Source organism: Vreelandella xerophytica, assembly GCF_968048975.1.
Window position 1 is genome coordinate 1,390,408 of record NZ_OZ309106.1, and the last position, 26,290, is coordinate 1,416,697.

The window sequence follows — 26,290 nt, forward strand, 5'->3', positions numbered from 1 at the left end:
CGTTTCGCATGAAGGCGATATCCGAAGCAGTGCGATTTGTTTATCCATTCGTAACCCTAATGACAACCCAGGGCTAAAGCAAATGGCTCGCCTTGAAGTCATTAAGAAAAAAGTGAAATTAAAAAATATTAAAGAGTGGGTGGTAGGTGGGACTTGTTTGGCGGGGCTCGCTAAAGCTTAGTGGCGTTTTACCGATATAAGAGGGTAGGAACGCCTTTTAACCACCACGAGTCTTTCATGTCCACTATCTTTCGCGCCTTGCTGGCGGCTCTCGTTTTTTCCGTATTCTCAGTCAACGCCTGCGCGGATCCCGCTGAAACGGCGGTGCTGGCCTGGCTTGAAAGCGTGGATAACGGGGATTTCGAGAAAGCCTGGGACGAGGCGTCGCCGCTTTTAAAGCGCCCGCTGTCCGCCAGCATGCTGGAACGTACCATTGAGCTTGCCCGCCAGAATTTTGGGCCGCTCGAGTCCCGCCGCCGTGTCGGGGTGGTCAGTGATACCTCGATGCCCGGCGCCCCTCGGGGGGATTACAAGATATTCACCTTCCAGTCCAGCTTTGCCAACAAGCGCATTACCGAGACGATCACGCCGCATCTCGAGGACGGCGCCTGGCGGGTGAGCGGCTACTACGTGCAGTGACACTGCCGAGCCGAACGCACTGCGCTAGGCTTTTACGCAGGTAAAGATCGCATTGCCGGAGGTGGTGTTCCAGGGGGTGATCGCTTCAAAATCGTGCTCGAACACGTGCACGGAGAAATAGGGCGCAAGCTGCGCGGTGAGTTCGGCAAAGTTGACGGCCACCATCGCGTGCTCATCGCGCCAGCGCTGTATCTCGCCGTCGCTGTCTTTCTCGATACTCAGCCTTAGCGACTGCTTCTCGCCGCTACCCGCGTAGTGCCAGCCGGAACGGAAGGTGAACAGGTCACTTCCTTTTCGCACCTTGTGCGATACCGACAGGGCATTGTCGATCTTGTCTTTATCCACCGCGTTGAAACAGAACACGCCGCCGCTGGACAGCGCCCGGTGTACGCTTTCGATACAAGCGTTCAATCGCTTGATGCCGTCACTGTAGTGAATCGAGTACAGAAAGCAGGTGATCAGATCCTGCGGCTCACTGACGGTAAAATCTCCCATGTCCTGCTGCGTGAAGGTGGCTTCCGGGCAGCGGGCGGCCGCCTGTTCCAGCATGGACGGGTTGATATCCAGGCCACTGCTTGAAAAGCCTGCATCCAGAAAGTGGCGCACATGGGGGCCGGTACCGCAGGCCAGATCCAGATGCCGCCGCCCGCCGTTACCCAGCAAACGATGAAGACGCTGAACACCGCGACTCTGGGCGGGGTAGTCGATATCTTCGCACATCACATCGTAGTAGCGAGAAAGGTCGGTATACAGGGCGTTGGCGGACATGGCAGTGGAAGCGCTCGAGATGAAAGGGGCGCATGGTAAACGAGCGCTGGTAGTTTGAGAAGCGGGTGTCCGTCGTGGTTTGGGCAAGGGCGTTGCCGGCCTCTCGTACCGGCCGACAATGCCCTTGGGATTTATAGCCCGGTATCAGGCACAAACTGCATGCTTACCGCTATCCGGTTCCAACTATTGATGGCAAGCACCACCGAGGTCAGCGCTATCAGATCCGGTTCGCCAAAGGCTTCAAGCGCACTTTGATAGATACCGTCGTCAACGGACTGTTGGCTGATCAAGGTGAGTGCTTCTGCCCATTCTAGAGCGGCACGCTCTTGTTCGCTGAAGCAGGGTGCTTCCCGCCAGGCGGGAAGTACATCCAGACGAGTTTGGTATTCACCATCGTCACGCGCCTGCTGTGCGTGCATATGCTGGCAGAAGCAGCATTGGTTGATTTGAGAAACGCGTAGTTTGACCAGATGAATGATAGCAGGGGTTACCGCACTGCCAGGCGCTACCTTGCCAAGCGCAATCAAGTGCTCGGGAAGGCGTGGGTTGAGACGGTAAACGTTCTGCCGAGATATGCGCGTTGACATGGTGATGACCTTCGTTGTGAGTGAGGCTATAGTGTAAAAAAGCAGCCACGCTACGCCTTGTAAATCTGCGACAGTTTGCGCTGCCGGTAGGCTTTGGGGGTTTCAAGGGCAAGCGCTCGAAAGGCGTGGGTAAAGTGGGCCTGGTCGTAGTAGCCGCAGCTCAGCGCGATATCGGATAAAGGCTGGGTGGTTTCAATTAGCGCGTGGCGTGCGCGCTGCAGTCGAGCAAGGGCTACTAGCTGCCCCGGGGATGCGCCCACCTCGCGTTTGAGCTTGCGCTCCAGCGTGCGCCGGGTAAAGCCCAGTTGGGCGCCTAGCTGCTGTGGCGATAGCTGTAGTTTGCCGATGGTGTCGACAAGCAAGGGCAAACGGCTTTGAAGAATGGGCTGATGATTGAGCAAGCGTAATAACCAGGCTTCCAGGAAGTTGATTCCCTGCAAACCATCAAGCGAGTAAAGCCCCTCAACGACGGTCATCAAGCCTGCTACCCCTGTGGGTTGACTATCGCTACTCAACGCGTAACAGGTATCGGTAAATGCTTCTGGAGCCAAACCCAGCAGGCAATAGACGCCACCTGGCTTGAAGCGCACCCCCAGACGAGGGGCGGGGCCCTCAAGGGTTTCCAGCAGCGTGCGTCGGTTGAAGCAGAGAGTGATAACTGGCCGAGGGCTTTTCAGACTAATCGTGAGACTGGCCCCACCATCCGGATAAAGTTTTTCGGTGTTGCTACGGCCACGTTGGTTGCCGCTCAAAGACCACAGGCACTGCACCCAAGGGTGAAGTCGCTTATCCGGGGAGCGCTGACGGAAGTTCAGCAATCGAGCGCTGTTCGGCAGGATCATATTGGCCATGGTATTAACCTTACGCGAGTAAAGAATCTACGCTAAACAAGCCTACGTGAAATAAACCATTAAAAAGCAAACTCGTTGATAACAAAGCGTCGGCGTTGCAACAAAGCTTTGCTATTTGTCTGCGCCTTTGCAGGCGTCGTCTATGCTTAGCCTAGTGGAGCGATCCGCGTCTGTAATTAACCGAAATACAGGAGGCATCATGGACGAACCCGTTTATTGGTACGCTTTGGCAGCGGTACTGCTGTTTGTGAAGATGTGGGCGACCTCGCTGTACCAGGGCTATCAGCGTATTTCGAAGATGACGTTCAAGACGCCGGAAGATGCGCGGATGGCGGGCAAGGAACCCGCGCAGGAGGAATTGCCCCAGGTACAGAAGGCCGGCAAGGCGTGGTCGAACGATCTTGAGAACATCCCCATCTTTCTGGGGCTGGGTGTGGCCTATGTGCTGGTGGGGGCGTCATCCGGGCTAGCCGTGTGGCTTTTCATGATATTCACGCTGGCCCGCTACTGCCATACGCTGTGCTACCTGGCGGCGCTGCAGCCCTGGCGGACCATTTCCTATGCGGTGGGGGTCGTGTGCATGATCATCATGTGTGTTCAGATCGTGCTTGCACTGCCCTGATCATCTGTTGACGGCAGTGCCGTTTGCCGGGTGCGGCGCCAGACACTCGGCGGGTGTTTTTCTTGCTGCGCCCAGCGCCGTCGTAGCTGGCGCTCATCGCCAAAGCCGGTCTCTTCGGCAATGCGGGCCAGGGTCCAGTGGGTTTCATTCATCAACGTTCTGACCCGCTGCAGGCGCAGGCCGGTAATGTAGTCACTGACCGTCATGCCGGTCAGGTGTTTGAACCGACGCCGGAAGTGGCGCTCGCTCATGGCTGTTCTTGCAGCCAGCGACTCGATGCGCCAGCCGTGTGCCGGGGCCGCGCAGATGGCGTCCTGCACGCGGTGAATCCGCTCATCCACGTGGTTTCTGCCTTCAAGCCAGGCGCCCAGCTGCGGCTCCTGGCCGCTGCGGCGAAGATACAGCACCATCTCCCGAGCTACCGCCAGCCCCAGGCCATGGCCACCCACCCGGGTCAGCCAGTGGAGCATGGTATCGATGCCGGTCGAGATGCCCGCGCTGGTCAGGTAGCGGCCATCTTCGGTGAAGATGCAGCCCCCCTGAACGTTGGCCATGGGGGCCTTGGCGCGCAGTTGATCAAGCAGTGTGTGATGGGTCGTACAGCGGCGCCCGTCGAGCAGGCCGGCCTCTGCCAGCAGCAGCGTACCGGAGCACACGGTCATCAGCGTATCGGCGCGAGTTGCATTGGCCTTGAGCCAGTCAACGCACGTTCGCTGCGCCTGCGGCTCCAGGCTGTTGCGGTACTGGCCGGGAATCAGCAGCAGGTTTTGCTGAGGCAATTGCTCGGGCAACGCCGAGATGCCGCCCAGGGTGAGCGGCCCCAGCCACTGCAGGGCATGGCTGGGGCCGAGGTAGCGCACGTCTATCTCGACGGATAGACGGCTGGCGCACTGCAGCACCTGAAGCGGGCCCACCAGATCAAGCGGTACCTGCCCAGGCATCATCAGGACGGCCACCCGCAGGGTTTGTTTTTGGTGGGTGGATGGCTGGTTCAGGTCGGGGGTGTCAGTCACGCGGAGTTTGCCACTCGTTGATCAGGTCATGGGTGCTGATGATACGCGCAAAGCGGTCTTCCAGCACAAGCTCCGTGCGTGCCTGGATGTCTTCAGCGGACCAGGTGATGCCATGTCGCGTCATGGGAAACGTCAAGGTGGCGTCGCTTACGAAATCGACCTGGAAGCCAATATCAGAACCGACCCGGGCCGTGGTTTCGCAGCACTGTTCGGTACGAATACCGCTGATGGCCAAATTGACAATTCCCCGCTCGCGCAGCCAGCGCTCAAGACCGGTATCGCTGAACGCGTTATGCACTCGTTTATGGAAAGTGGCCGCTGCTTCGTCTTCAAACCCTTCAAGCGGACAGATCAGGCCAAGGTCGGGGTCGAACGGCCCCTGGCTGTCCGGCGCTTCGTGGAAAATGCGCACCACCGGTATGCCGGCGGCCCGGGCGGCATCCAGCAGAGCCCGTTGCCGGGGCCGCCAAGCCCCGGCGAGGGCTTCTACCCAGTACTCCTTGGCAGGGAAGGAGGCTTGCACATCGATCAGCAGTAGCGCGGTTGAGCGAGACGACATCTAAAAACTCCTGGGCTTGTTGGGATACATGAGTTTATGCGCCTGGCCCGCTATCGGCGACGCGCTCGCCGGACACGAAGCGGACATTTTCGGACATTGCACACGCGAGGCTTTACAGGGGAGATTCGTTGGCGATAATTGGCTCGCCACGCCCCGTTTACCGCCAAGCGAGTCCTTATGCCTCTCATCGCCCAAACTCCCGAGCCGCCTTATTACGCCGTCATCTTCACCTCCGAGCGTAGCGAGGACGCCCAAGGCTATGACGAGATGGCCGCCAGAATGGTGGCGCTGGCTGCTCGGCAGCCCGGGTTTCTGGGGGTGGAGGCGGCGAGAAACGAGGTGGGGGTGACGGTTTCCTACTGGGCGGATATCGAATCGATCAAGGCCTGGAAAGCCCACGCCGAGCACCAGGAGGCGCAGCGTCTGGGTCACGCCCGGTGGTACAGGCACTTCAAGACCCGTATCGCCAAAGTCGAGCGCGATTACTCGGAATCTTCAAGATAGCCTGTTAAAGGTCAGGTCAGGCCAGGCCAGGCCAGGCCAGGCCAGGCAAGGCCCGGGGCCGAGTTAGATAAGCGTGTTGGCCAGCATTTGCATGAGCAGTATCAACGCCATTACTGACGCGCCGCCCACCAGGCTGGTCACGAGCGCATGGCGTTTCCACATCTGCTCCACCTGGTGGCCAAAGCGGTAAACCAGCAAGGCAATGCAGTAGTAGCGAAGCCCGCGGGCGATCAGCGCGGCCAGGGCGAAAAGCAGGATAGGGTAGCCGGAAAGGCCTGCGGAAATCATTGCTACCTGAAAGGGGATGGGTAGGATGCCGATGGCCAGAATCGCGGCGAACCCGTACTGGCCAAAGAACGTTTGAAACGATTGATAGCTTTGTTCGATCCCCATGAACGCGATAAACCACGCGCCGACGGACTGGAACAGCAGCATGCCCACGGCATAACCTACCAGCGAGCCAAGCAGGCAGCCAAGCGTCACCACGGTTGCCATGGTCCAGATTCGCGCCCGGTTCGAGGCCATCAGCGGGATAAGGATGAGCTCCAGCGGGACCGGCAGAATGATCGTTTCCAGAAAGGAGAGCGTACCCAGCAGCCAAAGCATGTAGCGGGAGCGATTGAGACGCTCAAGCCACTCCCTTTGACGCTTGGAGAGAAAGCCCATGGGTTACATGGCCGGATTGATGCGTCGGTAGATAGCGGCCAGCACGCTGTAGGCGCCGAACGCGCAAAGCCCGATGGCCACAAATGCTAAAAGCCAACGTCCGAAGGTTTGAGTGCGTAGCGCGCTGAAGACTTCTTCGGTACCGCCCGCCTCGCCGGGGTTGACGTAATAGGCAGCCATCAGAAAGAAACTGCCGACAATGATAAAGACGATGCCCCGGGTCACCAGCCCGAAGCGGCATATAGGATAGGCCCACTGCTTGGTGACTTCCGACATGACGAAATGCTTGTCGAACTTGGCTTTCAGGCCTTTGATACCGTGAGAAATGCCCGCCGCGATGATAAAAAGGCCCACCGCGCCCACAAGCCAGCGCCCCAGTGGTTGCTGGAATAGCCAACTGACCGCGCCCTGAGAGCCATTGGAGTCACCGGACGCGGCGCCCAGGCGAAAGATCAGGCTGGTCGCGTAAAAGGCCAGCAGGATATGGGTGACGGCGCTGACCATCAATCCGGCGCGAATCGCGACTCCTTTTGTCTTCCGGCCATGATCGTCGGCATCGTTGAGTGCTTGAATGGAGCGCCACATGGCGTAGCCGAGCAGGCCAAGGGCGATGACGCCCAGCAGAACCTTGCCAAAGGGCGCACCCAGCACGCTTTCCAGGGCACCACGACTTCCCTGGGTCTGGCCTCCCTGGCCGAAAGCCGCCAGAGCCGCCAGACCTCCCACCAGTAAGTAGACAACCCCCCGCGAGGCGTAGCCCAGACGGGCGAAAAGCCTGATGGCATCTTGATGATGGGGTGTGCTGGGGGATGTTGCCACGGTGTTCTCCTGACGGGATTGGCAGGGCTCAGGACTTCAGAATGAGCCGACGCCCCTGGTGGGCGCTTGAAATGCTACTGTGTAAGGTAGGTGATGATAGGTGAAAGGCATAGCGTCTGCGGACTTTATTCTCTTTCCAACGGCATTGTTCTTCTGACGTTTACCGGGAAAATGCGGTGAGTATTTCGACAGCCCCCATCTTCTGGCGCGATCCGCGTATGCCGTATGTGGAACTGCGTTACATCAGCGACGCGCGCCAGGCAGGTTACGCACGCCATAGCCATGCCCACTGGTCGCTGGGGGCGGTGACCCACGGCAACAGCATCTTTCAGTACCGGGATCAGCAGTACGCCATCGGCGCCGGCGATCTGGTGTTGATGAACCCTCATTGGGTGCACGCCTGTAATCCCATGGTGGACAAGCCATGGGCTTATTTGATGCTGTACGTCGATACGCAGTGGGTAAGCGAACTGCGCTATCAGGCGGGGCTTTTGCCCACGCCGCAGTGGGAAGATATCGCCACGCCAACGGTTTGCGTCAAGGCGCTCTATCAACGCTATCGCCACATGGCGGCGTGCTTGTTGAGTGCTCAGACGAGTCTTTGTGAAAAGCAGGCAGCGCTGAACGCCTGCTTGCTGGAGGTGTTCCACTACCTGCAGTACGACCCCTGCCAAACGCTTCCCAAGGCGCCCCCGGCCCTTCAGGCATTGGCGGGCTATCTGGATCAAAACGCCTTGAAGGCGCTCTCGCTTGCGCACCTGTGCGACTACTCGGGCTACAGCGGCGGGCATCTGATTCGTGCGTTCAAACAGTACTACCACATGACTCCCCACGCTTACGTGATCAACCGACGCATTCAACTGGGTCAGCAAAAGCTCAAAAGCGGACGCTCCATTGCAGATACGGCGCTGGTCCTGGGCTTTAACGACCAGCCGCATTTTCAAAGAACCTTCAAGCGCCTGGTGGCCGCCACACCAAACCAGTACCGACACCCTTCAATCGAGCAGGATAAAGATACAACTCACCGCTAGAAGAAAGGCGAGTACACGGTTGATGGTGGCCAGCACCAAGGGGGTCTGAATAAAGCGTTTCAAGAAAGCTCCGGCGTACACCCAGCTTGCCAGCGATAGCCAGCATATCGGCACATAAAGGGCCGCGAAAAGCAGTATCTGGCTCCCGTCGCCGCTGGTGTAGGCGCCGATACCGGACGCCGAGGCAAGCCACGCCTTGGGGTTAAGCCACTGCATGGCGGCGCCGGACATGAAACCCGGGGCTTTCCCCGGGGCCTGCGTGGGCAGCCGGCCGTTATCCAGCGTAAGCTTGAGACTCAGATAGAGTAAAAATGCCACTCCTGCATAGAGCAGAAGCGTTTCCAGCAGCGGCCAGGAGCCCAGTAGAGAATAGAGCCCTGCGCCGATACCCAAAAAAAGCGCGACAAAGCCAAGCGTCGCGCCGGTGACAAACACCAGCCCCTTGGCAAGGGGGTAGTGAGTCCCGCTACTCAGGCACACAAGATTGACAGGGCCCGGTGAAATGGAGGCGGCCAGGGCAAACGCCGACATTGGCAGCAGGTGCGATAAGCTCATTGTTATCCTCTACATGCATTTCAGGTAGGGAGGAGTGTGCCCGGGGCGTGTTTGGGCGTATTGAAAAAAATTGATGTGGTCGAGTGCGCAAGATTCGGGTCGGCAGAGCACGCCTGAGCGCTTAAGCTTACAAAGAGACCACCAGAGGAGGGGGCGATGGACGATTACGGGCGTATCGAGAAGGCGATGGCCTACATGGTAGACAACGCGACAAGCCAGCCAGACCTTGCACGCGTTGCCGAGCACGTACACTTGAGCCCGGGACACTTTCAGCGACTGTTTACCCGCTATGCCGGCGTATCGCCCAAGCGTTTCTTGCAGGCGCTGACACTCGAGCGCGCCAAGCGCGTCATGGTATCCACTCCTTCGCTTCTGGATGCTGCCCATGCAGTAGGTTTGAGCGGTGGCTCCCGCCTTTATGATCACTTCGTCACGTTCGAGGCCGTCACCCCTGGCGAATACAAGCATCAAGGCGAAGGGCTGACCATCGAGTACGGGGTGCATCAAAGCCCCTTCGGGGCGGTGCTGGTCGCCACTACCTCCCGCGGCATCTGTCGGATGGGGTTTACCGGCGCGGCGAGTGTAGACGAGCAGATTGCGCAGTTATCGTCTCAGTGGCCGCGCAGCACGCTAGTAAACCGACCTGCTGCCACCCAATACGCCGTCGAGGCGCTTTTCAACGCAGCCGACGTTGCAGGTGCCAGACTGGCGCTTCACGTGGCGGGTACCAACTTTCAGATTGCGGTATGGCGTGCGCTGCTCGCTATACCCGATGGGTGTCTGGCAAGCTATGGGCAGCTCGCGCAGGCGCTGGGCAAGCCCGGCGCCTCCCGCGCAGTAGGTAGCGCCGTGGGGGCTAATCCGGTGGCACTGTGGATACCGTGTCATCGGGTAATTCAACAAAGCGGCGCGCTGGGCGGTTATCGTTGGGGCGTACCGAGAAAGCAGATGGTACAGGCCTGGGAGAGCAGTCAGGTATCTTCAAGCCCAGAGCCTCAAGATCGGCTGGAACTGCACATCTAAAGGAGAGCACCATGAAGATCAAGGCACTACAGGCCGATATCACTACCCTGGAAGTGGATGCGATTGTCAACGCCGCGAACCAGTCGCTGCTGGGCGGCGGCGGGGTGGACGGAGCCATTCATCGGGCGGCGGGCCGTGAGCTGCTCGCGGCCTGTCAAAAACTCAACGGCTGCGCCACCGGAGACGCCAAGCTCACCGAGGGCTTCAAGCTGCCTGCCCGCTACGTGATCCATACCGTAGGCCCTGTCTGGCACGGCGGCGAGCGTGGCGAGGCAGAAAAACTGGCCGGCTGCTACCGGCGCTCGCTGGCGCTGGCGGAATCCGTGGGCGCCCGCTCCATTGCCTTTCCCAGTATCAGCACAGGCGTCTACCGCTTTCCCATCGAGAAAGCCACCGAGATTGCGGTGACGACGGTTGAAGAGGTCTTGAGGGAAGGCGCGTCCATCGAGTCGGTGACGTTTTGCTGTTTTTCCGCTGACGATCTGGCAGTGTATCAGGCAAGGCTCACGCGCTGAGCCCGAACACCGGCCTCAATGGCCGAAGACCGACCAGCCGGTGTGCTGAACAAACATCTCCAGAGCGCGAACACCCAGTAAGCTGTTGCCGTAATCATCAAGGCCCGGCGACCAGACCGCCAGGGACCCACGGCCCGGGGCGATGGCAAGAATGCCCCCGCCCACGCCGCTCTTGCCTGGCAAGCCCACGCGAAAGGCAAACTCGCCCGAGGCGTCGTAGTGGCCGCACAGCATCATCAGTGAATTGATGCGTCGCGCCCGCTGGGGAGATACCACGCGAAGGTCGCTGGGCCGGTTGACACCGTCGGAGGCGAGAAAAAGCCCCGCATGGGCCAACTGGTCGCAGCTCATGGCAATGGCGCACTGGTGAAAGTAGGTGCCCAGCACTTTATCGACATTGTGCCGTAGCCGCCCGAAGGACTTCATGAAGTGGGCAAGCGACGCGTTGCGGTCCTTGTGCTCCATTTCCGATGCCGCCACCTGATGATCGAAACAGATGCTGTTGTCATCGGCGATGTAGCGCACGAAACTCAGGATCTCGGCCAGCGACTCCTTGGGCTCGTGGCCCATCATGATGGCATCCACCACGGCAATCGCCCCGGCATTGATGAACGGATTGCGCGGTCGACCGCTTTCGTGCTCCAGCTGAACGATGGAGTTGAACGGGTCGCCCGAGGGCTCGCGCCCGAGGTTGGCCCACAGGTTGTCGCCCAGCTTCCCCAGCGCAATGGTCAGCGTGAATACTTTGGAGATACTCTGAATCGAAAAGGGCGTGGCGGCGCTGCCCGCCGAAAACCGTTCGCCTTCGACGGTGGCCAGGCTGATACCAAACTGGTTGGGGTCGACCTGTGCCAGTTGGGGGATGTAGTCGGCGACTTTACCCCGTTGGGTTTCAAGGGCGAGTTTTTCGGTAATATCGTTCAAGAGTTCTTGCATGGACGGCGATCGGTTGTCGTAAAAGGCCTTCAACCCTAACGGAAAAAGCCCTTCTTGTCTGTCGGCTCGCAGTTCGCCTTCCTCGCCATTCATGATCGCTACCCGATAAAACGCCCGTTTTTTGGTCATGCCAGATTATTAAAAGAGCCTGCATTATTTTTCAAACTCATGATTATAATCATTATTTTTATAATTTTGCACAGTGTCTGTATCTCTTTAAAAAGAGTTCAGGAGGAGCAGGGCCGTACAGAAACTTTAATACTCATTTTCAATTACCACGATCAATTTAATTTCGCTTAATAAAGTTGTTTGCCAACCCGGTTTAGTCTTAAATTCTTCCATCACAAGCCTTGAGTGCTTGGTTAAGAAGGGTACAAGAATGAGTGGTCAGGTCATGCAAGTATACGGTCGTGAATAATCGCTATAACAGGTTTTTATCGGCGGGTGTCTTGGTGAGTACCATCGCCCTGGAGGGTTGCAGCTCTGGTGGCGGTGGCGGCGGCGGAGGTGGCAATAATTCCATGGAGGGTGGGCCCGGCCATGGCGTTCATGTACCGGCATCGCTTCCTGTGCCCGATGTGGCCGCAACGACCCCTCAAGCACCTGCGACCCCTTCGCACATTCGCGTCGGCGTGGTCGATAGCGCTTTCGATGTGGCTGCCATCACCAACAGCCACCTGGTCGTCGATACCCTCGATGTTCATACCGGCGCACGCGAGGTGAGGGGCGCCAATCAGTGGCACGGTAGCGTGGTGGCCTCGACGATCTCGGGTGGGACGCTGGGCGTGGCCGAGCTTGATCTGATCAAGACCGAAAAGGATGGGATGACTCGCAGCAGCGCGATCAACTACGGGGTGGGCGAGGCCGCCTCTCGGGGCGCCCGGGTCATCAATGCGAGCTTTTCCCAGCGCTACGTGGCCAATGACCCGCGTCTGAGCTTCAACGGGGTGACGTCTGCGCAGTCGTTTGCCCAGGTGGTGAACGCCAACGGCGGCCAGGGCGCTGTCTATGTCGTCAGCGCGGGTAACAGTGGCGAGGCGATGGACACCCAGGGCCAGCCCATTTACGCCGCGCAACCCGCCTTGTTCGATATGATGCTGATTGCTGTGGGCACGGGGGAGGATGGAAACATCCATCCCGGCAGCGCCTATCCGGGGGAGGATGCACGCTTGCAAGAGCGTGCGATTGCCACCGACTACGTGAACATGGAGGTAAGCGCTCAGGGCACGTCGGTTTCCGCGGCGCGTATTTCCGAGTATGCCGCCGGTATCCTCTCCCGTTGGCCGCACCTGAGTGCACAGCAGGCCAGCAAGCGGTTACTGGAAACCGCCAGCCGGCAAAGCGCGCTGTTTACGCAAAACGACTGTGGCGTTGCCGGTAACGCGAACTGTGGTGCCTTCTACCTGGGGCAGGGTGAAGCGGATATAGAGGCAGCACTCGCCCCCGAAGGCGAGCTGGTGGTAGCCCAGAGTGTGCGTGTCGATGAGGGCGGCGCGCTTGCCCAGGCGTCTTTCATGCAGCTCTCGGGCGCATACGGTGATGCATTGAAGGAGTCGACGGCGCTCAACGACGTGGCGGTATTCGATGCGCTGGGTCGTGACTACCGGATGGATCTGGGGCTTCAGACGCAGCCCAGGGTGGCGCCCGCAACTCAGCGGCGTCGCCAGTTGGAGCGTCTGTCGGCAACGTCACCTTACGCGCCGACCACGCAATCGGCGTCCCTGCATGACTACCATTTCACGACGCGTACGGATAGCGCCGGTAGCCTGCTGAGCAGCCGTTTCGATGGTGATTTCGGGCCCGCACGGGTGAGCGTGTTCAGCTTTGCCGGCCAGGAAGTGAGCCCGGTCAGTCTCTATGGCGAGTCCGCGATGATGCCGATGATGTCGTACCAGAACGGCTCCGAGCTTACCCAGGGCTTTGATCGGGTCGATGGCGTCAAGTCTAACTACGCGCTCGGCGAGCGGTGGAACGTGACCGCCACGCACTGGGCGGCGAGTACTCCCGGTTCGGCGAACATCAGTGATTACCGCGCCAACCGTTCGGATATCGGTGTGCAATGGCAGGCCCTGCCGATGTTAAGTATCAACACCTTTCTGGGAAGCCTTGATGAACAGCAGGGTTTGCTGGGGGCCAGCGGTGCCGGAGCGCTGGGCCTTGGTGAGCACAACCGGATGACCTTTGGCGGGGTAGGCATGAAAGCCGAGCTGGGTAGCGGCCTGAGCGGGTTTGCCGAGTTCGAGCAGGGCCAGGGCAGCGCCGGTGGCGGCGGCCTGCTGACACGTGTTGACGATATCGTGGCCCGCCGGGTCGAGCTGGGGCTTCAGTGGCAGGGTAGCGGTCGCCGCGCCGACGAGCGTCTGGCCTTCACGTTGCGCCAGCCCCTGCGTATCGAGAATGCCGAGGCACACTTTGATGTGCCGGTGGGGCGCCGCCTGGATGGCACGGTGCTGAGCGAAACCCGCACGGCGTCGCTTTCGCCTTCCGGGCGCGAGCTCGATATCGAGCTCGGCTATGCCTTCAAGGGCGGCCAGCGCAGTCAGTGGCAGTTGAACCTTCTGCACTCGCGCGAGCCGGGCCACGACGGCAGCGCCCCGGATGATACGGCGGCCATGGTAAATGTCGCCTACCCGTTATAGCTTGCGGCGACCACATGGCCTGAGCTTGATGTTCTGCATACGACACGCCAGCGTTGCGCCGTTCGTCGTCGAGCGCTAGAGTTCGGCCTTTTATAAAGGGGGTGCGCATGGCCACGCTGATGATTCAGGGCACCACCTCGGATGCAGGCAAAAGCACCGTAGTGGCCGGACTTTGCCGGGTATTGAAACGCCGAGGCCTGGTGGTGGCGCCTTTCAAACCGCAGAACATGGCACTCAATAGCGCCGTCACCGTGGATGGCGGCGAGATCGGCCGCTCGACGGCGCTGCAGGCCCAGGCGGCGGGTGTTGCTCCCCACAGTGACATGAACCCGGTGCTGTTGAAGCCGGAGAGCGACCGGGGCGCTCAGGTGATCCTGCGCGGACGTGTCCACGGTCACATGGACGCGCTCGATTATCACGCCTTCAAGCGCACCGCGCATGAGAGTGTGATGGCCGCGTGGCAGGATCTAAGCAAACGGTTTGATGTCATCCTGGCCGAAGGAGCGGGCAGCCCCGCCGAGATCAATCTACGTCAGGGTGATATCGCCAACATGGGCTTCGCCGAGGCCGCCGACTGCCCGGTGCTGCTGGTGGGAGATATCGACCGAGGCGGCGTGTTCGCTCAGCTCGTGGGCACGTTGGCGCTTTTGAGTGTCAGCGAGAAGGCGCGTACGAAAGGTTTCATCGTCAATCGCTTTCGGGGTGATATCGGGCTTCTGACCCCCGGGCTCGAGTGGCTTGAAAAACGCATCGGCAAGCCGGTACTCGGAACACTGCCCTATCTGCAAGGGCTCTTGCTGGACGCCGAGGACAGCATCGGGCGCGTACACGCCGTGAAGCAGGCTCAGACCCTGAAAGTCATCATTCCGCGCCTGCCGCGCATCAGTAACCATACCGATTTCGATGCCCTGCGCCTGCATCCTCAGGTGTCGCTCGAGTTTATCGACGAGGGCCAACCGATGCCGCCGGCGGATGTGATCATCCTGCCCGGCAGCAAAAGCACCGCGAGCGATTTAACCTGGCTCAAACGCCAGGGGTGGCCGGAGGTGATCGCACGTCACTTGCGCTACGGTGGACGAGTGCTGGGAATATGCGGTGGCTTCCAGATGTTGGGTCAGTGGGTGGACGATGCCGCTGGCCTGGAAGGAGCGCCGGGCCGGGCGGCGGGGCTTGGCCTTCTTGAGCTGGCCACCCGCATGACCAAGGGCAAGCAGCTTCGCAACGTGACAGGCGTCATGATCGGAACAGGGGCGAGGGTGACGGGTTACGAGATTCACAATGGGGTCAGCAGCGGCCCGGCGCTAAAAAGCGCGCTGTTTGATCTGGGAACGCACAACGACGGCGCGGTCAGCGGCGATGGACAGGTACTCGGCACCTATCTGCACGGCGTGTTCGACGACCCGGGCGCGTGCCAGGCGCTTTTAATGCGGCTGGGGCTTGGCGCCCCGATGAAGGTCGATTATCCCGCCCACCGCGAGCGTGAGCTGGAGCGCCTGGCGGATACGCTGGAGGCGCATCTGAATATCGAACGGATCATTGACCTGTTGAGTAACGCGCCTTCAGATCAAGGCGCGTTCCAAGGCGTTTGAGGCCAGAAGTGCTTGGGCTTGAAGCGTTTGAAAACAGGCGTTTACTCGGGCCCGGTATCGGAATCGCTGACGGTGGCGGCCGACTCATCGGTTTTCGAGCGTTGGCTGCGACTGGCCATGAGCGTAATTTCCACGTTGCTGCCACCATGAAGCCGACTCGCCTCGGTGCAGGTACGCGCAGGGTAACGGCCTGGCTTGAAAAATTCCGCGTAGACGCTGTCCATCTTGCTGATCTGGCCCAGGTCGGTCAGGTGGATATCGACGCGCACCACATCGCCCCACTCGAGCTCTTCCTGGCGCAACATTCGCTCGAGTTCTCGCATCACGCGCTGGGTCTCCTTGGCGACATCGTCCACGATAGGATCATCTTCGACAATATCGGCAATGGTCAACCCGGAGATGAACACGTAGTGATCATCCACCACCATGTGGCTACCGGGGAAATCGGGCTTGGGCAGGGTCGGGTCGTTGATGAACTGAGGCATGGGCTCTCCTTGGCGGCCGGTAATTGTAGTCTTGCACATCTGGTGCGACCAGAACCGTCGTCGAGGGTTCAATACACGTGACGCCTCTGGCACCGGATGGCGGAATGCTCTAGGCTTGCGAGCTTTGAAGCCCGCCCGCATACGGGTGCCCAGAGAAGGTGCAACGAGAGAGCGTAATGAAGGTTGTTCAAATCAAGGAAACGGCCGCCCGCCGCGCGTGCCTGGCAAAATTGTGTGCCGATGTGTACGGGCAAAGCGCCGGACTGACACCGCTGGTCGTGTTTGCCGGCACCCAGAACGTGCTGTTCGAGCAGGAAGCAGCGCGCCTGGTGGCAAGCGTGGGAAGCGAGGGCAAGCTTTTGGCGCTGGCGCTTCTGGTGCTGGATGAAAAAGGCGAAGGCATGACGGTGACCCTGGCCTGCGAGCTGGTAAAAGACGCGAAGGGGCGGCTGATCAGCGAGCTTAGCCTCAATGTGCCGCTAAAAGTCTCGGTCACGACCCCTGAGCTGCAGACCTTCTACCAGGGCTGCGGTATCAAGCGCTGGTTTGACGGAGAGGGCGATGAGCGTATCGGCCTCAATGCCCGCCACCCGGCCACAGGGCTTGAAACGGTGGCGCCCACCGTCGCACTTGATCACGCGCGTATTCTGCGCCGCTTCAAGCACGATCCTCGGACGTTCGAGAACGCCAAGCAAGCCTTCATGGAAGGACTCGATAACGTACCCGCAACGCTGATCGAAGGGCGCTGAACGCCGGCTTGCCGGGTTATCTGGCCAGCTCGCGCATGGCGCGCTCCAGGCCCTCGACGGTCATCGGGTACATGCGCTCTTCGACGATCTCCTGAATCAGACGGGTGGAGTAGGTGTACTCCCAGGCCCGGGGCGGCATGGGGTTGAGCCAGACCAGCTTGGGAAAGTGCGTCGTCAAGCGTTCAAGCCACACGCCGCCGGGCTCTTCGTTGAAGTGCTCGACACTGCCGCCGGGGTGCGTGATTTCATAAGGCGACATTGCCGCATCCCCCACGACCACCACCTGATAATCCGCACCGTACGTGCGTAGAAGCTCCGCCGTGGGCAGACGTTCATTATCCCGGCGGGCGTTGCTCTTCCAGACGCCTTCATACGGACAGTTATGGAAGTAGTAGTACTCCAGGTGCTTGAACTCCGAGCGCGCCGCCGAAAAAAGCTCTTCGCATACGCGAACGTGGTCGTCCATCGAGCCGCCCACATCCAGAAAAAGCAGCACCTTGACGGCGTTATGGCGCTCCGGGCGCATCTGCACGCTGAGCAGCCCTGCGTCGCGTGCGGTTTCGCGAATGGTCCCCTGGATATCGAACTCCTGGCGTGCTCCTTGCCGTGCGAACTTGCGCAGCCGCCGAAGCGCCATTTTCACGTTGCGTGTACCCAGCTCGAGGCTGTCGTCGTAGTCGCGAAAGCGCCGCTCGTCCCACACCTTGGTGGCGCGGCGGTGACGCGAGCCGTCCTGCCCAATGCGAATGCCCTCGGGGTTGTAGCCGTAGGCGCCAAAGGGGCTGGTGCCGCCGGTACCGATCCACTTGTTGCCGCCGGCGTGGCGCTCCTTCTGCTCTTCCAGGCGCTTCTTGAATGTCTCGATCAGTTGTTCCAGGCCGCCGAGAGATTCTATCTTGGCTTTCTCTTCAGCGGTCAACTGCTTTTCGAACTCGCGGCGTAGCCAGTCGTCGGGGATCAGCGCTTCGATGGCGGCGTCCACGCTTTCCAGGCCTTCAAGCCAGGCTGCAAAAGCGCGGTCGAAACGGTCGAAGTAACGCTCGTCCTTGACCATCACCGTGCGGGCGACGTGGTAGAAGGCCTCGGTATCGGCAAAGACCACGCCTTGGTCGACCACCGCGTGCAGGTCGAGCAGTTCGCGCAGCGAGACCGGCACTCCGGCGCGCTTTAACGTTTCAAACAGGCCGATAAACATGACCTAGCGCCCTGATCCTTTCTGGCGGCGAAGCATGAATGCCAGACGCTCCAGAAGGTGGGTGTCCTGCTCGTTTTTGATCAGTGCACCAGCCATGGGCGGCAGGGCTTTGCTGGGGTCACGGTTGTACAGCGCCTCCTGGGCCAGCTCGTCGGCCATCAGCAGCTTCAGCCAGTCGACCAACTCCGACGTGGAGGGCTTTTTCTTGAGCCCGGGCGCCTCGCGCAGTTCGAAAAACACGTTCAGCGCCTCAGAAACCAGCCGGGGGGCGATGTGTGGAAAGTGCACATCGACAATCGCCTGGAGGGTCTCCCGGTCCGGGAAGTCGATGTAGTGGAAAAAGCAGCGGCGCAGAAAGGCATCCGGCAGCTCCTTTTCGTTGTTCGAGGTAATGATGATGATGGGGCGCTGTTCGGCGCGAATGGTTTCACCGGTCTCGTAGACATAGAACTCCATTCGATCCAGCTCCTGGAGCAGGTCGTTGGGGAACTCGATGTCGGCCTTGTCGATCTCGTCTATCAGCAGGACCACGCGCTTGTCCGCGGTGAATGCTTCCCAGAGCTTGCCGGGGCGAATGTAGTTGGCCACATTTTCCACCCCTTCGACGCCGAGCTGGGAATCGCGTAGACGGCTGACCGCATCGTACTCGTAAAGCCCTTGGGCGGCCTTGGTGCTGGACTTGATATGCCAGGTAATGAGCTCGGTATCCAGCGAGCGGGCCAGCTCCTCGGCAAGAAGCGTCTTGCCCGTGCCCGGCTCGCCCTTGATCAGAAGAGGGCGCTCCAGCGTAACGGCTGCGTTGACCGCCTGCTTGAGCGCCTCGGTTGCTATGTAGGACGTGGTGGAGTCAAACGCCATGGGGGCTCCTCGAAAGGGATCTGTTGAACGATATGGCCGTAGTTTACGTCAGTGAAATGGTCAGTACTATGTCACGGGCCTGTGCGAAGGGCTCAAGTGAGGGGCTTTGAAGAAAAGGCGATAGCGCCGGACAGCGGCGATGGCTTATCCATACAACGTCAGTGCAACGTAATGAAGCGAGATGGCCTTTTCTTGCGCGTCACTGGTGCAAGGTGAGGCGACTGTCAGGAACACATGGCTCACGATTTACTAAATTTTTATATAACAATATGAATTTAAAGTATTTTATAAATAGTGGCACGCGTCTCGCTATATATTGGGCAAGACGCAGCGCAATAGAGTAACGAGCTAGACGATTCTCCCTTCGCTGCGACATCGCCAAAGACCTGGCGATACAACGAGTGAGCTGGCGTGCTCCACCTGGTCCCCTTCGGGGGGCCTTTTTTTTGTGCTTAGAACAGCCGTACTCAGATAAAAATATTATAAATAAGTTCGACTCATTATTTGGAAACAGTGTTCGATTGGTATATATTGTATAAGTAAGCCGGATGCACCGGCGCTAATTCCTGGCAAACTGCAAAGGATGACCCTGATGAGCAAAATCAAACTTATTTCAGCTGCTGTAATCTCCGCCAGCGTCTTGATGGCCAGCCAGGCTGCGTTGGCCAACGCCAACCAGGCAGGCGACGTGTTTGTCCGCGGGGGCTTTGCCAAGACGGATACCGGTTCAAATAATGGCAATGTTGGCGGCGAGTCGCTGAGCGTTGAAAACGAGAACGGTTTCACCTTTGGTGCTGGCTATCTCTTCAGCGAGCACGTGGGCATCGAACTCAACAGCTCCGAGAAGGTCGACCACCAGTTCACCACCTCCGGTGGCGGTGATCTCGGTGGCGTGGATCGCTTGCCGGTCAACCTGCTGGTCAACTACTACCCCCTGGGTGGCATGAATACCAAGGTTCAGCCTTACGTGGGTGCGGGCCTTAACTATACCCGCTTCTCCAGCGAGCCCAGCAACACCAATATCAAGCACAGCTACGGCCCTGTCGGCCAGGTTGGTGTTGATCTGGCCGTTACCGAAAACGTTTCGCTCAACGGCAATGTCAGTTACGCCGACGTGGACTCCGACATTCGTGTGGGTGGGGATACGATCGGTAAGGTGGACATGGAGCCCGTCACGATTGGCGGTGGTGTCACCTTCCGCTTCTAAAAGCGTTTGGTTGCTTGAAAACGCCCGGCTCTGCCGGGCGTTTTTTTATGCGCAAACAGTGCTTGAAAGGTGTACTCAAGGGGTCAGGTTTTCAAAACCCGACTCGGTCACCACCACATTATCCTCGATTCGAATGCCTCCACAGTCGGTCAGCGACTCCACCAGCGGCCAGTTGATCGCCAACTCTTTCTCCTTGAGCGGGGCCAGGAGCATGGGGATGAAATAAAGCCCCGGTTCGATGGTGACGACCATGCCTGGCCGGAGTGTACGCGTCAGGCGCAGGGCAGGGTGCTCCTGGGGCGCCGGAAGGGGCGTGCCGTCCGGCGCTTTGAGGCCGGCCACGTCATGTACCTGCAAGCCAAGCGAATGTCCCACACCGTGCGGGCAGAAAGCGCGAGTCACGCCTTGGCTCACGGCGTTTTCGGCGGTGTCCTTGTAAAGATCGAAGCTCACCAGGATATCTGCCAGACGCTTGTGCATCTTTTCGTGCAGCGCCAGGTACTCGACTCCCGGGCCAATGCTCTGGACAAGCTCGTTTTTCAGCCCATGCATGGCAACCACCAGGGCGCCAAACATTTCCGGGGCGTCCGGGCCTACGTGGGTGCGGGTAATGTCCGCACAGTAGCCGCGAAAGCGATGCCCTGCATCCACCAGCAGACTATGGCGAAGCCTGGCCGGGGTCGTATCGTAGTGCTGGTAATGCAGTACCCCGGCATGGTTATTGATGCCGATGATGTTCTGATAGGGCACGCCAGATTCGCGCTGGCGGCTGGCGCCCAGGTAGGCAAGCTGGATATCCAGCTCGGCGCCGGCGCCTACGAAGGCGGTCTTGGCGGCCTGATGCCCGGCAAATGCCAGGCGGTTGGCCTCGCGAAGACAGGCCAGCTCGTAGTCGGTCTTGTACATGCGCAGCTCGTCCAGCGCATGAATCAGCGCCTCGGGCATGGCTCTGGCGTCAAGCGTCTGGCGATGACTGTCAGTCAGGCGCTCGATATCGCCGATGACCGCGGCATTGCCGGAAAGCGCGGGCGTGGTGATTTCCCTGCAAAGGGTAATATCGAAGGCGTCTACCCAAGGCTCGTCGGGCAGGGCAGGGGTCAGGTGCCAGAAGTCACTGGGCGCGTAGAGCAGTAGGGCAGGCTTTTTGCCCGGCTCGATCACCACCCAGCTGTGTTCGGCGTCGGCAAGCCCTACCCAGTGCATGAAGTGGCCGTAAGCCTGGAAGGCGGGAGCGTGGTCGTCGGCAAAGAACGCATCGCTATGGCCGCTGTAAATCGCCATGCTATCCAGTTCGCAGCGAGCCAGGATCTCTGCATAGGCGCGCTGTAAATGTTTCAGGTGGTCGTGTTGCAGTGAAAGCAATGTATCTGACATGCATGTTCCTTCTAGACGCGCAGCGAAGGCAGCTCGCTCCAGAGCTTTTCAAGCGCTGCGTGGTGTTTTTTCTGATGGCGGTAGAGGCGAAGCTCCATGGGGACATCCCAGCGGGCGTCGCCGGCGCGCACCAGGGTGCCATTGGCAAGCTCGGTGGCCACGTTGCGCTCGGGCAGCCAGCCCATGCCGTACCCCAGAAGTACCAGCTCCTTGATATTTGCCGCGTATAGGTTTTCGCTCTGCGCGGTCAAGTAGCTGCTTTGGGAGAGCCTGGCCAGATGGGCTTTTACCGCTGACCCCAGCAACCCCCGCTTAGGATAGGCAAGCCAGCGCACCGGCTGCGCGGAGGTACCGGGTAGCGGCGAGCAGGGTTCGCCGCGTTGGTTCAGCGCCGTTACGGGTATCAAGCGCTCCTGGCCGATCACGCGATGGATGCAGGCGCTGGTATCGATATCCAGATCACAGCGCCCGATCGGCCAGTAGCAGATGGCCAGGTCGCACTCGGCGCGGGCCAACGCCTGAAAGTAGGCGCTGGCCGCCCATCCCGTGGCCCGCAAGTAAGGCTGAACACGGTCCTGCCAGCCGATGTCCGAAAGCCAATGGGGCAGAAAATGAGGCAGCAGGCTCTGGGGGGTGGCCACCATGATACGCCGCTGCTGGCCGGCGCTGATTTCCCGCACCCGGTCGCGGGTCAGGCGCACCCGGTCGGTAATCTGTTCGCACAGCGTCAAGAACTCTTCTCCCGCCGGAGTGAGCGAAAGCGGCAGCGTCTGGCGGTTGATCAACGTCACGCCCATCTCCTCTTCCAGCAGTTTGATCCGCCGGGAGAAGGTGGGCTGCGTGACGTGCTGCTCGTCTGCGGCACGAGAGAAATGCCGGGTTCTGGCCAAGGCGATAAAATCTTCTAGCCAGCGAAGTTCCATGCCTTACCTCGCGTTGATGAAGGGTTTGTGCCCCTGAGATGGGCCGAGGTCATAACCGGCCTTCTTCAACGCCGTGGCAGGCGACCCGGGTACCGTCATCCTGAGTGATAAGCGCGGGAATCTCCTGCTTGCAGCGCGCATTGGCGTAAGGGCAGCGGCCGTGAAAGACACAGCCGCTTGGCAGGTTCACCGGCGTGGGTACCTCGCCCGAGAGACGAATATGCTGAGGTCGGTCGTCCTGAAGACGAGGAATCGCCGACAGCAGGGCCTGGGTATAGGGATGACGCGGCTTTTCAAACAGGGTGGCGGTCGTTGCAATCTCGCAGACCGTTCCCAGGTACATGACCGCCACCCGGGTGCCGAAGTGTTCGACCACCGCAAGATCGTGGGTGATGAACAGATACGTCAGGTTTCGCTCGTGCTGGGCGTCCATCAGAAGGTTCAGTACCTGGGCCTGGATGGAGACATCGAGCGCCGATATCGGCTCGTCAGCGACGATGAACTCCGGGTCTACCGCCAGCGCACGGGCGATGGCGATACGCTGGCGCTGGCCGCCGGAGAATTCGTGGCCAAAGCGCTTGCCCCAGTCCGGATCGATCCCGACCGAGTGCATCACCGACTCCACCTTGCCGGCAATGGTGGTGCGGTCCCACTCGGGGTGGTGAAGGCGTAGCGGCTCCTCCAGCGTCTGCTGGATGGTCATGCGCGGGTTGAGCGACGCGTAGGGGTTCTGGAAGATCATCTGCATGCGCTTGCGGTAGGGCAAGAGCTGGCGCGAGTTCAGATGGTCGATACGCTCGCCGGCGTAGCGGATCTCGCCTTCGGAAGGGCTTAAAAGCCCCATCACGGTACGCGCCACGGTGGATTTGCCGCAGCCGGATTCGCCCACCACGCAAAGCGCCTCGCCGCGCTTGATGTCCAGGTTCACGCCGTTGATCGCGTGGACGTACTCCTGATGGCGAACGATCCTGCCTTTCTTGAAACGCAGCTGATCGAGAAAATCCCCGGACAGCGAGAAGCGCTTTTTCAGATCGCGGATTTGCAGAAGCGATTCACTGCTCTGTTCGTTCGCCCCCGGCGGCTCATCGACAGAGAGGTCGCGCGTCGGGATGACGTTGTGCGCCTGGGAACTCATGGGGTTTCCTCCTTCACGCGACGGTCTTCGATCATTTCCGCCACCATGTGGCAGGCCACTCGGCAATTCCCCGTGCCGACGAATCCCGGCACCTGCTCGGTGCACGCCGCTCTTGGCTCGCCGTTGGGGCGAATCCTGAAATCGCAGCGCGGGTGAAACGCACAGCCGCTGGGCAGATTCGAAAGTGACGGCATGCTGCCGGGTATCTGATTGAGCTTCTGCCCGGGCGTGGCCATCTGGGGCAGGGCGTTGATCAACCCTTGGGTATAAGGGTGCTGCGGGTCGTTGATGATTTCCCGGGTGGAGCCTTGTTCGATGACCCGGCCTGCGTACATGACCAGCATGCGCTGGGTGACCTGGCTGACCACGCCCAGATCGTGGGTGATCAGGATCAAGCCCACGTTGTGCTGCTCGCAGAGATCCAGCAGCAGTGCCATGATCTCCGCCTGAATGGTGACATCGAGTGCAGTGGTGGGCTCGTCGGCGATGATGATGTCCGGGTCGAGCAAAAGCGCGATGGCGATGATGATCCGCTGGCGCATACCGCCGGAAAGCTCGTGGGGATACTGATCCAGGCGCTTTTCCGGGGAGGGGATCTGCACCTGCTTGAGCTTGTCGAGCGCGATGGCACGGGCCTGGCGGCTGGAAATGCGCCGGTGGGCCTTCAGGCACTCGACCATCTGTTCTCCGATGGACAGCACCGGGTTCAGGGTCATCATCGGGTCCTGGAAGATCATCGAGATGCGGTTGCCGCGTACGCGTCGCAACCCACGCTCGGACATGGTATTGAGCGTCTGACCTTCGAACTTGATGCTGCCCCCGGCGATGAAGCCGGGCTTGGAGATCAGATTCAAAAGCGAGAACGCCGCAACCGACTTGCCCGCACCGGACTCTCCCACGATGCCCAGGCGCTCGCCCCGGTCCAGGGTGAAGCTTACATCGCGCAGGGCGCGTACTTCGCCCTGTCTGAGCGCAAAACGTACGTCGAGCTCTGAAACTTCAAGTAGTGCCATGACGTTCTCACCCCTTGTAGAGTCGTGGGTTCATGACGTCGCGCAGCCAGTCACCCAACAGATTGATGGAGAGCACCAGCACGACCAGTACCGCACCGGGAATCAAGGTGATCCACCACGAGCCTGACTGAATATAGTCGAAGCCGGCCTTGATCAGCGAACCCAGCGACGGGTGGGTTTCCGGCATGCCCAGGCCCAGAAACGACAGCGCCGCCTCGGAAATGATCGCATTGGCGATCTGTACCGTGGAGATGACGAAAATCGGCGAGAGCGTATTGGGCAGCACATGGCGGAACATGATGCGTCGGCTTCGAAGGCCCATGACACGGGCGGCGTCCACGTACTCCTTGCCACGCTCGGCCAGCACCGAGGCGCGCACGGTACGGGCGTACTGGGGCCATTCGGCAAGCCCTATTATCAGGATCAGCATGATTACCGCGTACTGGCTGTAAAAGGCGCTGCCCATGGTGGCCTTCACCACGGCCCCCACGACGATCGCCACCATCAGGGTGGAAAACGACAGCTGAATATCGGCCAGGCGCATCAGGAGGGCATCCACGCGCCCGCCCAGATAGCCTGCCATCAACCCGAACGTGACACCGATCAGCGCCTGTAGAAGCACCGCCCCGAAACCGATCAGAAGCGAGACACGCGTGCCGTACAAGACGATCGACCAGAGATCGCGGCCCTGGGAGTCGGTGCCGAGTGCGTAGCGCTCATCGGCGCCGTCGATCCAGAAAGGCGGAAGTTCGGAGTCAAGGATATCGATATGGCGCAGGTCGTAAGGATCGGTGGGCGCCAGCAAAGGAGCTGCAAAGGCGGCAACCACCAGGCAGAGAAAGATGGCCAGACAAAGCTGGGCGGTACGGTCACGCTTGAAGCTGTACCACACGTAAGAGTCGCGAAAGCGCTCCCAGCGGCTGGGTGTCGTTGCTGTCGTAGGCGTTGTCATGCGGGCTTACCAGTCAGTTTTACAGTGGGGTTCACAAAGCCGTAGATCAGATCCACCACGGTATTGGTGACGACGAAAATGACGCCGACAATCATCAGGTAGGACACTATGAGCGGTATATCGGCGCGGTTGATGGCGTCCAGGAACATCAGCCCCATGCCGGGCCATTGGAAAACGGTCTCGGTCAGGATGGTATAGGCCACCATGGTGCCGATCTGCACGCCCCCCACGGTGATCACCGGCAACATGGTGTTCTTGAGAGCATGGACGAAATAGACCCGGCGCATGGATATTCCCTTGGCGCGGGCGTATTTGACGTACTCCGACTGCATCACTTCCATCATTTCCGCGCGAATCAAGCGAATGAACAGCGGCAGCATGATCGAGGCCAGTGACACGGCGGGCAGCACCAGATGCTGAAGACCGCTCAGCGTGACCAGATTGGTGTCCCAGTTGCCGAACACGTGAACCAGGTCATAACCACGCCCGAAGGAGGGCATGCTGCCTTGAGTGGAGAAGAAGCGGTTGAGCCCGCTTCCCCAGCCGGTGGATTCGGGGAAGAGCGTGACGGTAATACCGATCGAGAAAATCTGGATGAGCACGATGGCGGTCAGAAAGACCGGAATCGAGATGCCGATAATCGAGGCGCCCATGAAAAAGCGCGAAAAAGGCGAGCGCGGCTTGATGGCGCTGTACACGCCGATGGGTACCGACAGCAGCACGATGATCAGGGTAGCGGCGAAGACCAGCTCGAGCGTGGCGGGCAGGTGGCGGCCGATCACTTCCAGAGCCGGCTCCCCGTAGAAGTAGGAGTTGCCGAAATCGCCCTGAACGGCGTTCTTGGCAAACCGTACGTATTGCACCAGAAAGGGGTCGTTGAGCCCTAGCCGTTCGCGAAGCGCCTGGCGCTCGCTCTCCGGCACTGACTGACCGACCATCTGCTGCACCGGGTCACCGAGGTTGTCCTGAATGGCAAAGGCCAGCAGGCTGATGACGAACATCACCAGTACAGCGTGCATTAGCCGCTTGATGAGAAAAGCAATCATGGCGTACGCCACCTATGTAATAGGTTGGATAGAGAAA

Annotated in this window: 28 protein-coding genes; 10 read left to right on the plus strand and 18 right to left on the minus strand. The window is 59.8% G+C overall.

Annotation, left to right across the window (positions count from 1 at the left end):
* Window positions 1-237: 237 nt before the first annotated feature.
* Complete coding sequence (locus ACWF8S_RS06630; RefSeq protein WP_447556057.1) at window positions 238-639, plus strand: DUF4019 domain-containing protein; 402 nt, start codon at window positions 238-240, stop codon at window positions 637-639.
* Window positions 640-663: 24 nt separating this feature from the next.
* On the opposite strand, the gene ACWF8S_RS06635 is transcribed toward ACWF8S_RS06630, so the two are convergent.
* The 3 genes from ACWF8S_RS06635 to ACWF8S_RS06645 all read right to left on the minus strand — a co-directional run bounded on the left by ACWF8S_RS06635 (window position 664) and on the right by ACWF8S_RS06645 (window position 2,845).
* The gene (locus ACWF8S_RS06635; RefSeq protein WP_447556059.1) at window positions 664-1,407 is read right to left on the minus strand and encodes a class I SAM-dependent DNA methyltransferase; all 744 of its coding nucleotides are present in this window, start codon (window positions 1,405-1,407) and stop codon (window positions 664-666) included.
* A gap of 131 nt (window positions 1,408-1,538) precedes the next feature.
* The gene (locus ACWF8S_RS06640; RefSeq protein ID WP_447556060.1) at window positions 1,539-1,994 is read right to left on the minus strand and encodes a carboxymuconolactone decarboxylase family protein; all 456 of its coding nucleotides are present in this window, start codon (window positions 1,992-1,994) and stop codon (window positions 1,539-1,541) included.
* A gap of 50 nt (window positions 1,995-2,044) precedes the next feature.
* A complete protein-coding gene (locus ACWF8S_RS06645) occupies window positions 2,045-2,845 on the minus strand; it encodes a helix-turn-helix domain-containing protein (RefSeq protein WP_447556061.1) in 801 nt (266 codons plus the stop codon).
* 199 nt (window positions 2,846-3,044) lie between these two features.
* Here ACWF8S_RS06645 and ACWF8S_RS06650 point away from each other — a divergent pair, with 199 nt between their 5' ends.
* Entirely contained in the window at window positions 3,045-3,467 is a 423-nt protein-coding gene (locus ACWF8S_RS06650) for an MAPEG family protein (RefSeq protein ID WP_447556062.1), read from the plus strand.
* On the opposite strand, the gene ACWF8S_RS06655 is transcribed toward ACWF8S_RS06650, so the two are convergent.
* Together ACWF8S_RS06655 and ACWF8S_RS06660 are read right to left on the minus strand one after the other, a co-directional pair.
* The gene (locus ACWF8S_RS06655) at window positions 3,443-4,480 is read right to left on the minus strand and encodes a GlxA family transcriptional regulator (protein ID WP_447556064.1); all 1,038 of its coding nucleotides are present in this window, start codon (window positions 4,478-4,480) and stop codon (window positions 3,443-3,445) included. The two genes, ACWF8S_RS06650 and ACWF8S_RS06655, sit on opposite strands and share 25 nt — an antisense overlap.
* Window positions 4,473-5,039 (minus strand): isochorismatase family protein, encoded by a 567-nt coding sequence (locus tag ACWF8S_RS06660; RefSeq protein WP_447556065.1) that lies wholly within the window; start codon window positions 5,037-5,039, stop codon window positions 4,473-4,475. Before ACWF8S_RS06660 ends, ACWF8S_RS06655 begins: the two co-directional genes overlap by 8 nt.
* Window positions 5,040-5,216: 177 nt before the next feature.
* Here ACWF8S_RS06660 and ACWF8S_RS06665 point away from each other — a divergent pair, with 177 nt between their 5' ends.
* The gene (locus tag ACWF8S_RS06665) at window positions 5,217-5,543 is read left to right on the plus strand and encodes an antibiotic biosynthesis monooxygenase family protein (protein ID WP_447556066.1); all 327 of its coding nucleotides are present in this window, start codon (window positions 5,217-5,219) and stop codon (window positions 5,541-5,543) included.
* Between the two features lie 63 nt (window positions 5,544-5,606).
* Here ACWF8S_RS06665 and ACWF8S_RS06670 read toward each other — a convergent pair whose 3' ends face one another.
* Entirely contained in the window at window positions 5,607-6,209 is a 603-nt protein-coding gene (locus ACWF8S_RS06670) for a YqaA family protein (protein ID WP_447556067.1), read from the minus strand.
* A 3-nt stretch (window positions 6,210-6,212) separates the two neighbouring features.
* Window positions 6,213-7,028: a DUF1206 domain-containing protein gene (locus tag ACWF8S_RS06675; protein WP_447556068.1), complete on the minus strand. Its 816-nt coding sequence runs from the start codon at window positions 7,026-7,028 to the stop codon at window positions 6,213-6,215.
* Window positions 7,029-7,204: 176 nt separating this feature from the next.
* Here ACWF8S_RS06675 and ACWF8S_RS06680 point away from each other — a divergent pair, with 176 nt between their 5' ends.
* Entirely contained in the window at window positions 7,205-8,059 is an 855-nt protein-coding gene (locus ACWF8S_RS06680) for a helix-turn-helix domain-containing protein (protein ID WP_447556069.1), read from the plus strand.
* Here the strand turns inward: ACWF8S_RS06680 and ACWF8S_RS06685 are convergent.
* A complete protein-coding gene (locus ACWF8S_RS06685; RefSeq protein WP_447556070.1) occupies window positions 8,024-8,614 on the minus strand; it encodes a LysE family translocator in 591 nt (196 codons plus the stop codon). The two genes, ACWF8S_RS06680 and ACWF8S_RS06685, sit on opposite strands and share 36 nt — an antisense overlap.
* A 156-nt stretch (window positions 8,615-8,770) precedes the next feature.
* Here ACWF8S_RS06685 and ACWF8S_RS06690 point away from each other — a divergent pair, with 156 nt between their 5' ends.
* Both ACWF8S_RS06690 and ACWF8S_RS06695 read left to right on the plus strand, forming a co-directional pair.
* Entirely contained in the window at window positions 8,771-9,637 is an 867-nt protein-coding gene (locus ACWF8S_RS06690; RefSeq protein WP_447556071.1) for a methylated-DNA--[protein]-cysteine S-methyltransferase, read from the plus strand.
* Between the two features lie 11 nt (window positions 9,638-9,648).
* Window positions 9,649-10,152: an O-acetyl-ADP-ribose deacetylase gene (locus ACWF8S_RS06695; RefSeq protein WP_447556072.1), complete on the plus strand. Its 504-nt coding sequence runs from the start codon at window positions 9,649-9,651 to the stop codon at window positions 10,150-10,152.
* 15 nt (window positions 10,153-10,167) lie between these two features.
* Here the strand turns inward: ACWF8S_RS06695 and ACWF8S_RS06700 are convergent, their stop codons facing one another.
* Complete coding sequence (locus ACWF8S_RS06700; RefSeq protein WP_447556559.1) at window positions 10,168-11,088, minus strand: glutaminase; 921 nt, start codon at window positions 11,086-11,088, stop codon at window positions 10,168-10,170.
* A 452-nt stretch (window positions 11,089-11,540) separates the two neighbouring features.
* On the opposite strand from ACWF8S_RS06700, the gene ACWF8S_RS06705 reads away from it, so the two are divergent.
* The gene (locus tag ACWF8S_RS06705) at window positions 11,541-13,727 is read left to right on the plus strand and encodes a S8 family serine peptidase (protein WP_447556073.1); all 2,187 of its coding nucleotides are present in this window, start codon (window positions 11,541-11,543) and stop codon (window positions 13,725-13,727) included.
* Window positions 13,728-13,834: 107 nt separating this feature from the next.
* Window positions 13,835-15,316 carry a cobyric acid synthase gene (locus ACWF8S_RS06710; protein ID WP_447556074.1) on the plus strand — a complete coding sequence of 494 codons (1,482 nt, stop codon included), beginning with the start codon at window positions 13,835-13,837 and terminating at the stop codon, window positions 15,314-15,316.
* Between the two features lie 41 nt (window positions 15,317-15,357).
* Here the strand turns inward: ACWF8S_RS06710 and ACWF8S_RS06715 are convergent, their stop codons facing one another.
* A complete protein-coding gene (locus ACWF8S_RS06715) occupies window positions 15,358-15,801 on the minus strand; it encodes a RidA family protein (protein WP_447556075.1) in 444 nt (147 codons plus the stop codon).
* Between the two features lie 176 nt (window positions 15,802-15,977).
* Here ACWF8S_RS06715 and ACWF8S_RS06720 point away from each other — a divergent pair, with 176 nt between their 5' ends.
* Window positions 15,978-16,550 (plus strand): hypothetical protein, encoded by a 573-nt coding sequence (locus ACWF8S_RS06720; protein ID WP_447556076.1) that lies wholly within the window; start codon window positions 15,978-15,980, stop codon window positions 16,548-16,550.
* 16 nt (window positions 16,551-16,566) lie between these two features.
* On the opposite strand, the gene ACWF8S_RS06725 is transcribed toward ACWF8S_RS06720, so the two are convergent.
* A complete protein-coding gene (locus tag ACWF8S_RS06725; RefSeq protein WP_447556077.1) occupies window positions 16,567-17,745 on the minus strand; it encodes a vWA domain-containing protein in 1,179 nt (392 codons plus the stop codon).
* A gap of 3 nt (window positions 17,746-17,748) precedes the next feature.
* The gene (locus ACWF8S_RS06730) at window positions 17,749-18,603 is read right to left on the minus strand and encodes an AAA family ATPase (RefSeq protein ID WP_447556078.1); all 855 of its coding nucleotides are present in this window, start codon (window positions 18,601-18,603) and stop codon (window positions 17,749-17,751) included.
* A gap of 592 nt (window positions 18,604-19,195) precedes the next feature.
* On the opposite strand from ACWF8S_RS06730, the gene ACWF8S_RS06735 reads away from it, so the two are divergent.
* Window positions 19,196-19,810: an OmpW/AlkL family protein gene (locus ACWF8S_RS06735; protein ID WP_447556079.1), complete on the plus strand. Its 615-nt coding sequence runs from the start codon at window positions 19,196-19,198 to the stop codon at window positions 19,808-19,810.
* Between the two features lie 75 nt (window positions 19,811-19,885).
* Here ACWF8S_RS06735 and pepQ read toward each other — a convergent pair whose 3' ends face one another.
* Genes pepQ through ACWF8S_RS06765 form a run of 6 tightly spaced genes read right to left on the minus strand, consistent with a single transcriptional unit; the run spans window position 19,886 to window position 26,253 of the window.
* Entirely contained in the window at window positions 19,886-21,184 is a 1,299-nt protein-coding gene (pepQ, locus tag ACWF8S_RS06740) for a Xaa-Pro dipeptidase (protein WP_447556080.1), read from the minus strand.
* A gap of 11 nt (window positions 21,185-21,195) precedes the next feature.
* Window positions 21,196-22,107, minus strand: a complete 912-nt coding sequence (locus ACWF8S_RS06745) for a LysR family transcriptional regulator (RefSeq protein ID WP_447556081.1) — start codon at window positions 22,105-22,107, stop codon at window positions 21,196-21,198.
* A 49-nt stretch (window positions 22,108-22,156) separates the two neighbouring features.
* Entirely contained in the window at window positions 22,157-23,242 is a 1,086-nt protein-coding gene (locus ACWF8S_RS06750) for an ABC transporter ATP-binding protein (protein ID WP_447556082.1), read from the minus strand.
* Entirely contained in the window at window positions 23,239-24,255 is a 1,017-nt protein-coding gene (locus ACWF8S_RS06755) for an ABC transporter ATP-binding protein (protein ID WP_447556083.1), read from the minus strand. The genes ACWF8S_RS06750 and ACWF8S_RS06755 overlap by 4 nt, the downstream gene beginning before the upstream one ends.
* Before the next feature lie 7 nt (window positions 24,256-24,262).
* Window positions 24,263-25,207, minus strand: coding sequence for an ABC transporter permease (locus tag ACWF8S_RS06760; protein ID WP_447556084.1), 945 nt, complete (start codon window positions 25,205-25,207; stop codon window positions 24,263-24,265).
* A complete protein-coding gene (locus ACWF8S_RS06765) occupies window positions 25,204-26,253 on the minus strand; it encodes an ABC transporter permease (protein WP_447556085.1) in 1,050 nt (349 codons plus the stop codon). The genes ACWF8S_RS06760 and ACWF8S_RS06765 overlap by 4 nt, the downstream gene beginning before the upstream one ends.
* Window positions 26,254-26,290: the final 37 nt, after the last annotated feature.

Bases quoted from the DNA above. Each gene is read 5' to 3' on its own strand.
- ACWF8S_RS06710 (WP_447556074.1), top strand. From the start codon at position 13,835: ATGGCCACGCTGATGATTCAGGGCACCACCTCGGATGCAGGCAAAAGC.
- ACWF8S_RS06730 (WP_447556078.1), bottom strand. From the start codon at position 18,603: ATGGCGTTTGACTCCACCACGTCCTACATAGCAACCGAGGCGCTCAAG.
- ACWF8S_RS06640 (WP_447556060.1), bottom strand. From the start codon at position 1,994: ATGTCAACGCGCATATCTCGGCAGAACGTTTACCGTCTCAACCCACGC.
- ACWF8S_RS06725 (WP_447556077.1), bottom strand. From the start codon at position 17,745: ATGTTTATCGGCCTGTTTGAAACGTTAAAGCGCGCCGGAGTGCCGGTC.
- ACWF8S_RS06670 (WP_447556067.1), bottom strand. From the start codon at position 6,209: ATGGGCTTTCTCTCCAAGCGTCAAAGGGAGTGGCTTGAGCGTCTCAAT.
- ACWF8S_RS06690 (WP_447556071.1), top strand. From the start codon at position 8,771: ATGGACGATTACGGGCGTATCGAGAAGGCGATGGCCTACATGGTAGAC.
- ACWF8S_RS06665 (WP_447556066.1), top strand. From the start codon at position 5,217: ATGCCTCTCATCGCCCAAACTCCCGAGCCGCCTTATTACGCCGTCATC.
- ACWF8S_RS06735 (WP_447556079.1), top strand. From the start codon at position 19,196: ATGAGCAAAATCAAACTTATTTCAGCTGCTGTAATCTCCGCCAGCGTC.
- ACWF8S_RS06630 (WP_447556057.1), top strand. From the start codon at position 238: ATGTCCACTATCTTTCGCGCCTTGCTGGCGGCTCTCGTTTTTTCCGTA.
- ACWF8S_RS06720 (WP_447556076.1), top strand. From the start codon at position 15,978: ATGAAGGTTGTTCAAATCAAGGAAACGGCCGCCCGCCGCGCGTGCCTG.
- ACWF8S_RS06750 (WP_447556082.1), bottom strand. From the start codon at position 23,242: ATGAGTTCCCAGGCGCACAACGTCATCCCGACGCGCGACCTCTCTGTC.
- ACWF8S_RS06695 (WP_447556072.1), top strand. From the start codon at position 9,649: ATGAAGATCAAGGCACTACAGGCCGATATCACTACCCTGGAAGTGGAT.
- ACWF8S_RS06650 (WP_447556062.1), top strand. From the start codon at position 3,045: ATGGACGAACCCGTTTATTGGTACGCTTTGGCAGCGGTACTGCTGTTT.
- ACWF8S_RS06765 (WP_447556085.1), bottom strand. From the start codon at position 26,253: ATGATTGCTTTTCTCATCAAGCGGCTAATGCACGCTGTACTGGTGATG.
- ACWF8S_RS06745 (WP_447556081.1), bottom strand. From the start codon at position 22,107: ATGGAACTTCGCTGGCTAGAAGATTTTATCGCCTTGGCCAGAACCCGG.
- ACWF8S_RS06685 (WP_447556070.1), bottom strand. From the start codon at position 8,614: ATGAGCTTATCGCACCTGCTGCCAATGTCGGCGTTTGCCCTGGCCGCC.
- ACWF8S_RS06700 (WP_447556559.1), bottom strand. From the start codon at position 11,088: ATGCAAGAACTCTTGAACGATATTACCGAAAAACTCGCCCTTGAAACC.
- ACWF8S_RS06645 (WP_447556061.1), bottom strand. From the start codon at position 2,845: ATGGCCAATATGATCCTGCCGAACAGCGCTCGATTGCTGAACTTCCGT.
- ACWF8S_RS06635 (WP_447556059.1), bottom strand. From the start codon at position 1,407: ATGTCCGCCAACGCCCTGTATACCGACCTTTCTCGCTACTACGATGTG.
- ACWF8S_RS06660 (WP_447556065.1), bottom strand. From the start codon at position 5,039: ATGTCGTCTCGCTCAACCGCGCTACTGCTGATCGATGTGCAAGCCTCC.
- ACWF8S_RS06715 (WP_447556075.1), bottom strand. From the start codon at position 15,801: ATGCCTCAGTTCATCAACGACCCGACCCTGCCCAAGCCCGATTTCCCC.
- pepQ (WP_447556080.1), bottom strand. From the start codon at position 21,184: ATGTCAGATACATTGCTTTCACTGCAACACGACCACCTGAAACATTTA.
- ACWF8S_RS06755 (WP_447556083.1), bottom strand. From the start codon at position 24,255: ATGGCACTACTTGAAGTTTCAGAGCTCGACGTACGTTTTGCGCTCAGA.
- ACWF8S_RS06760 (WP_447556084.1), bottom strand. From the start codon at position 25,207: ATGACAACGCCTACGACAGCAACGACACCCAGCCGCTGGGAGCGCTTT.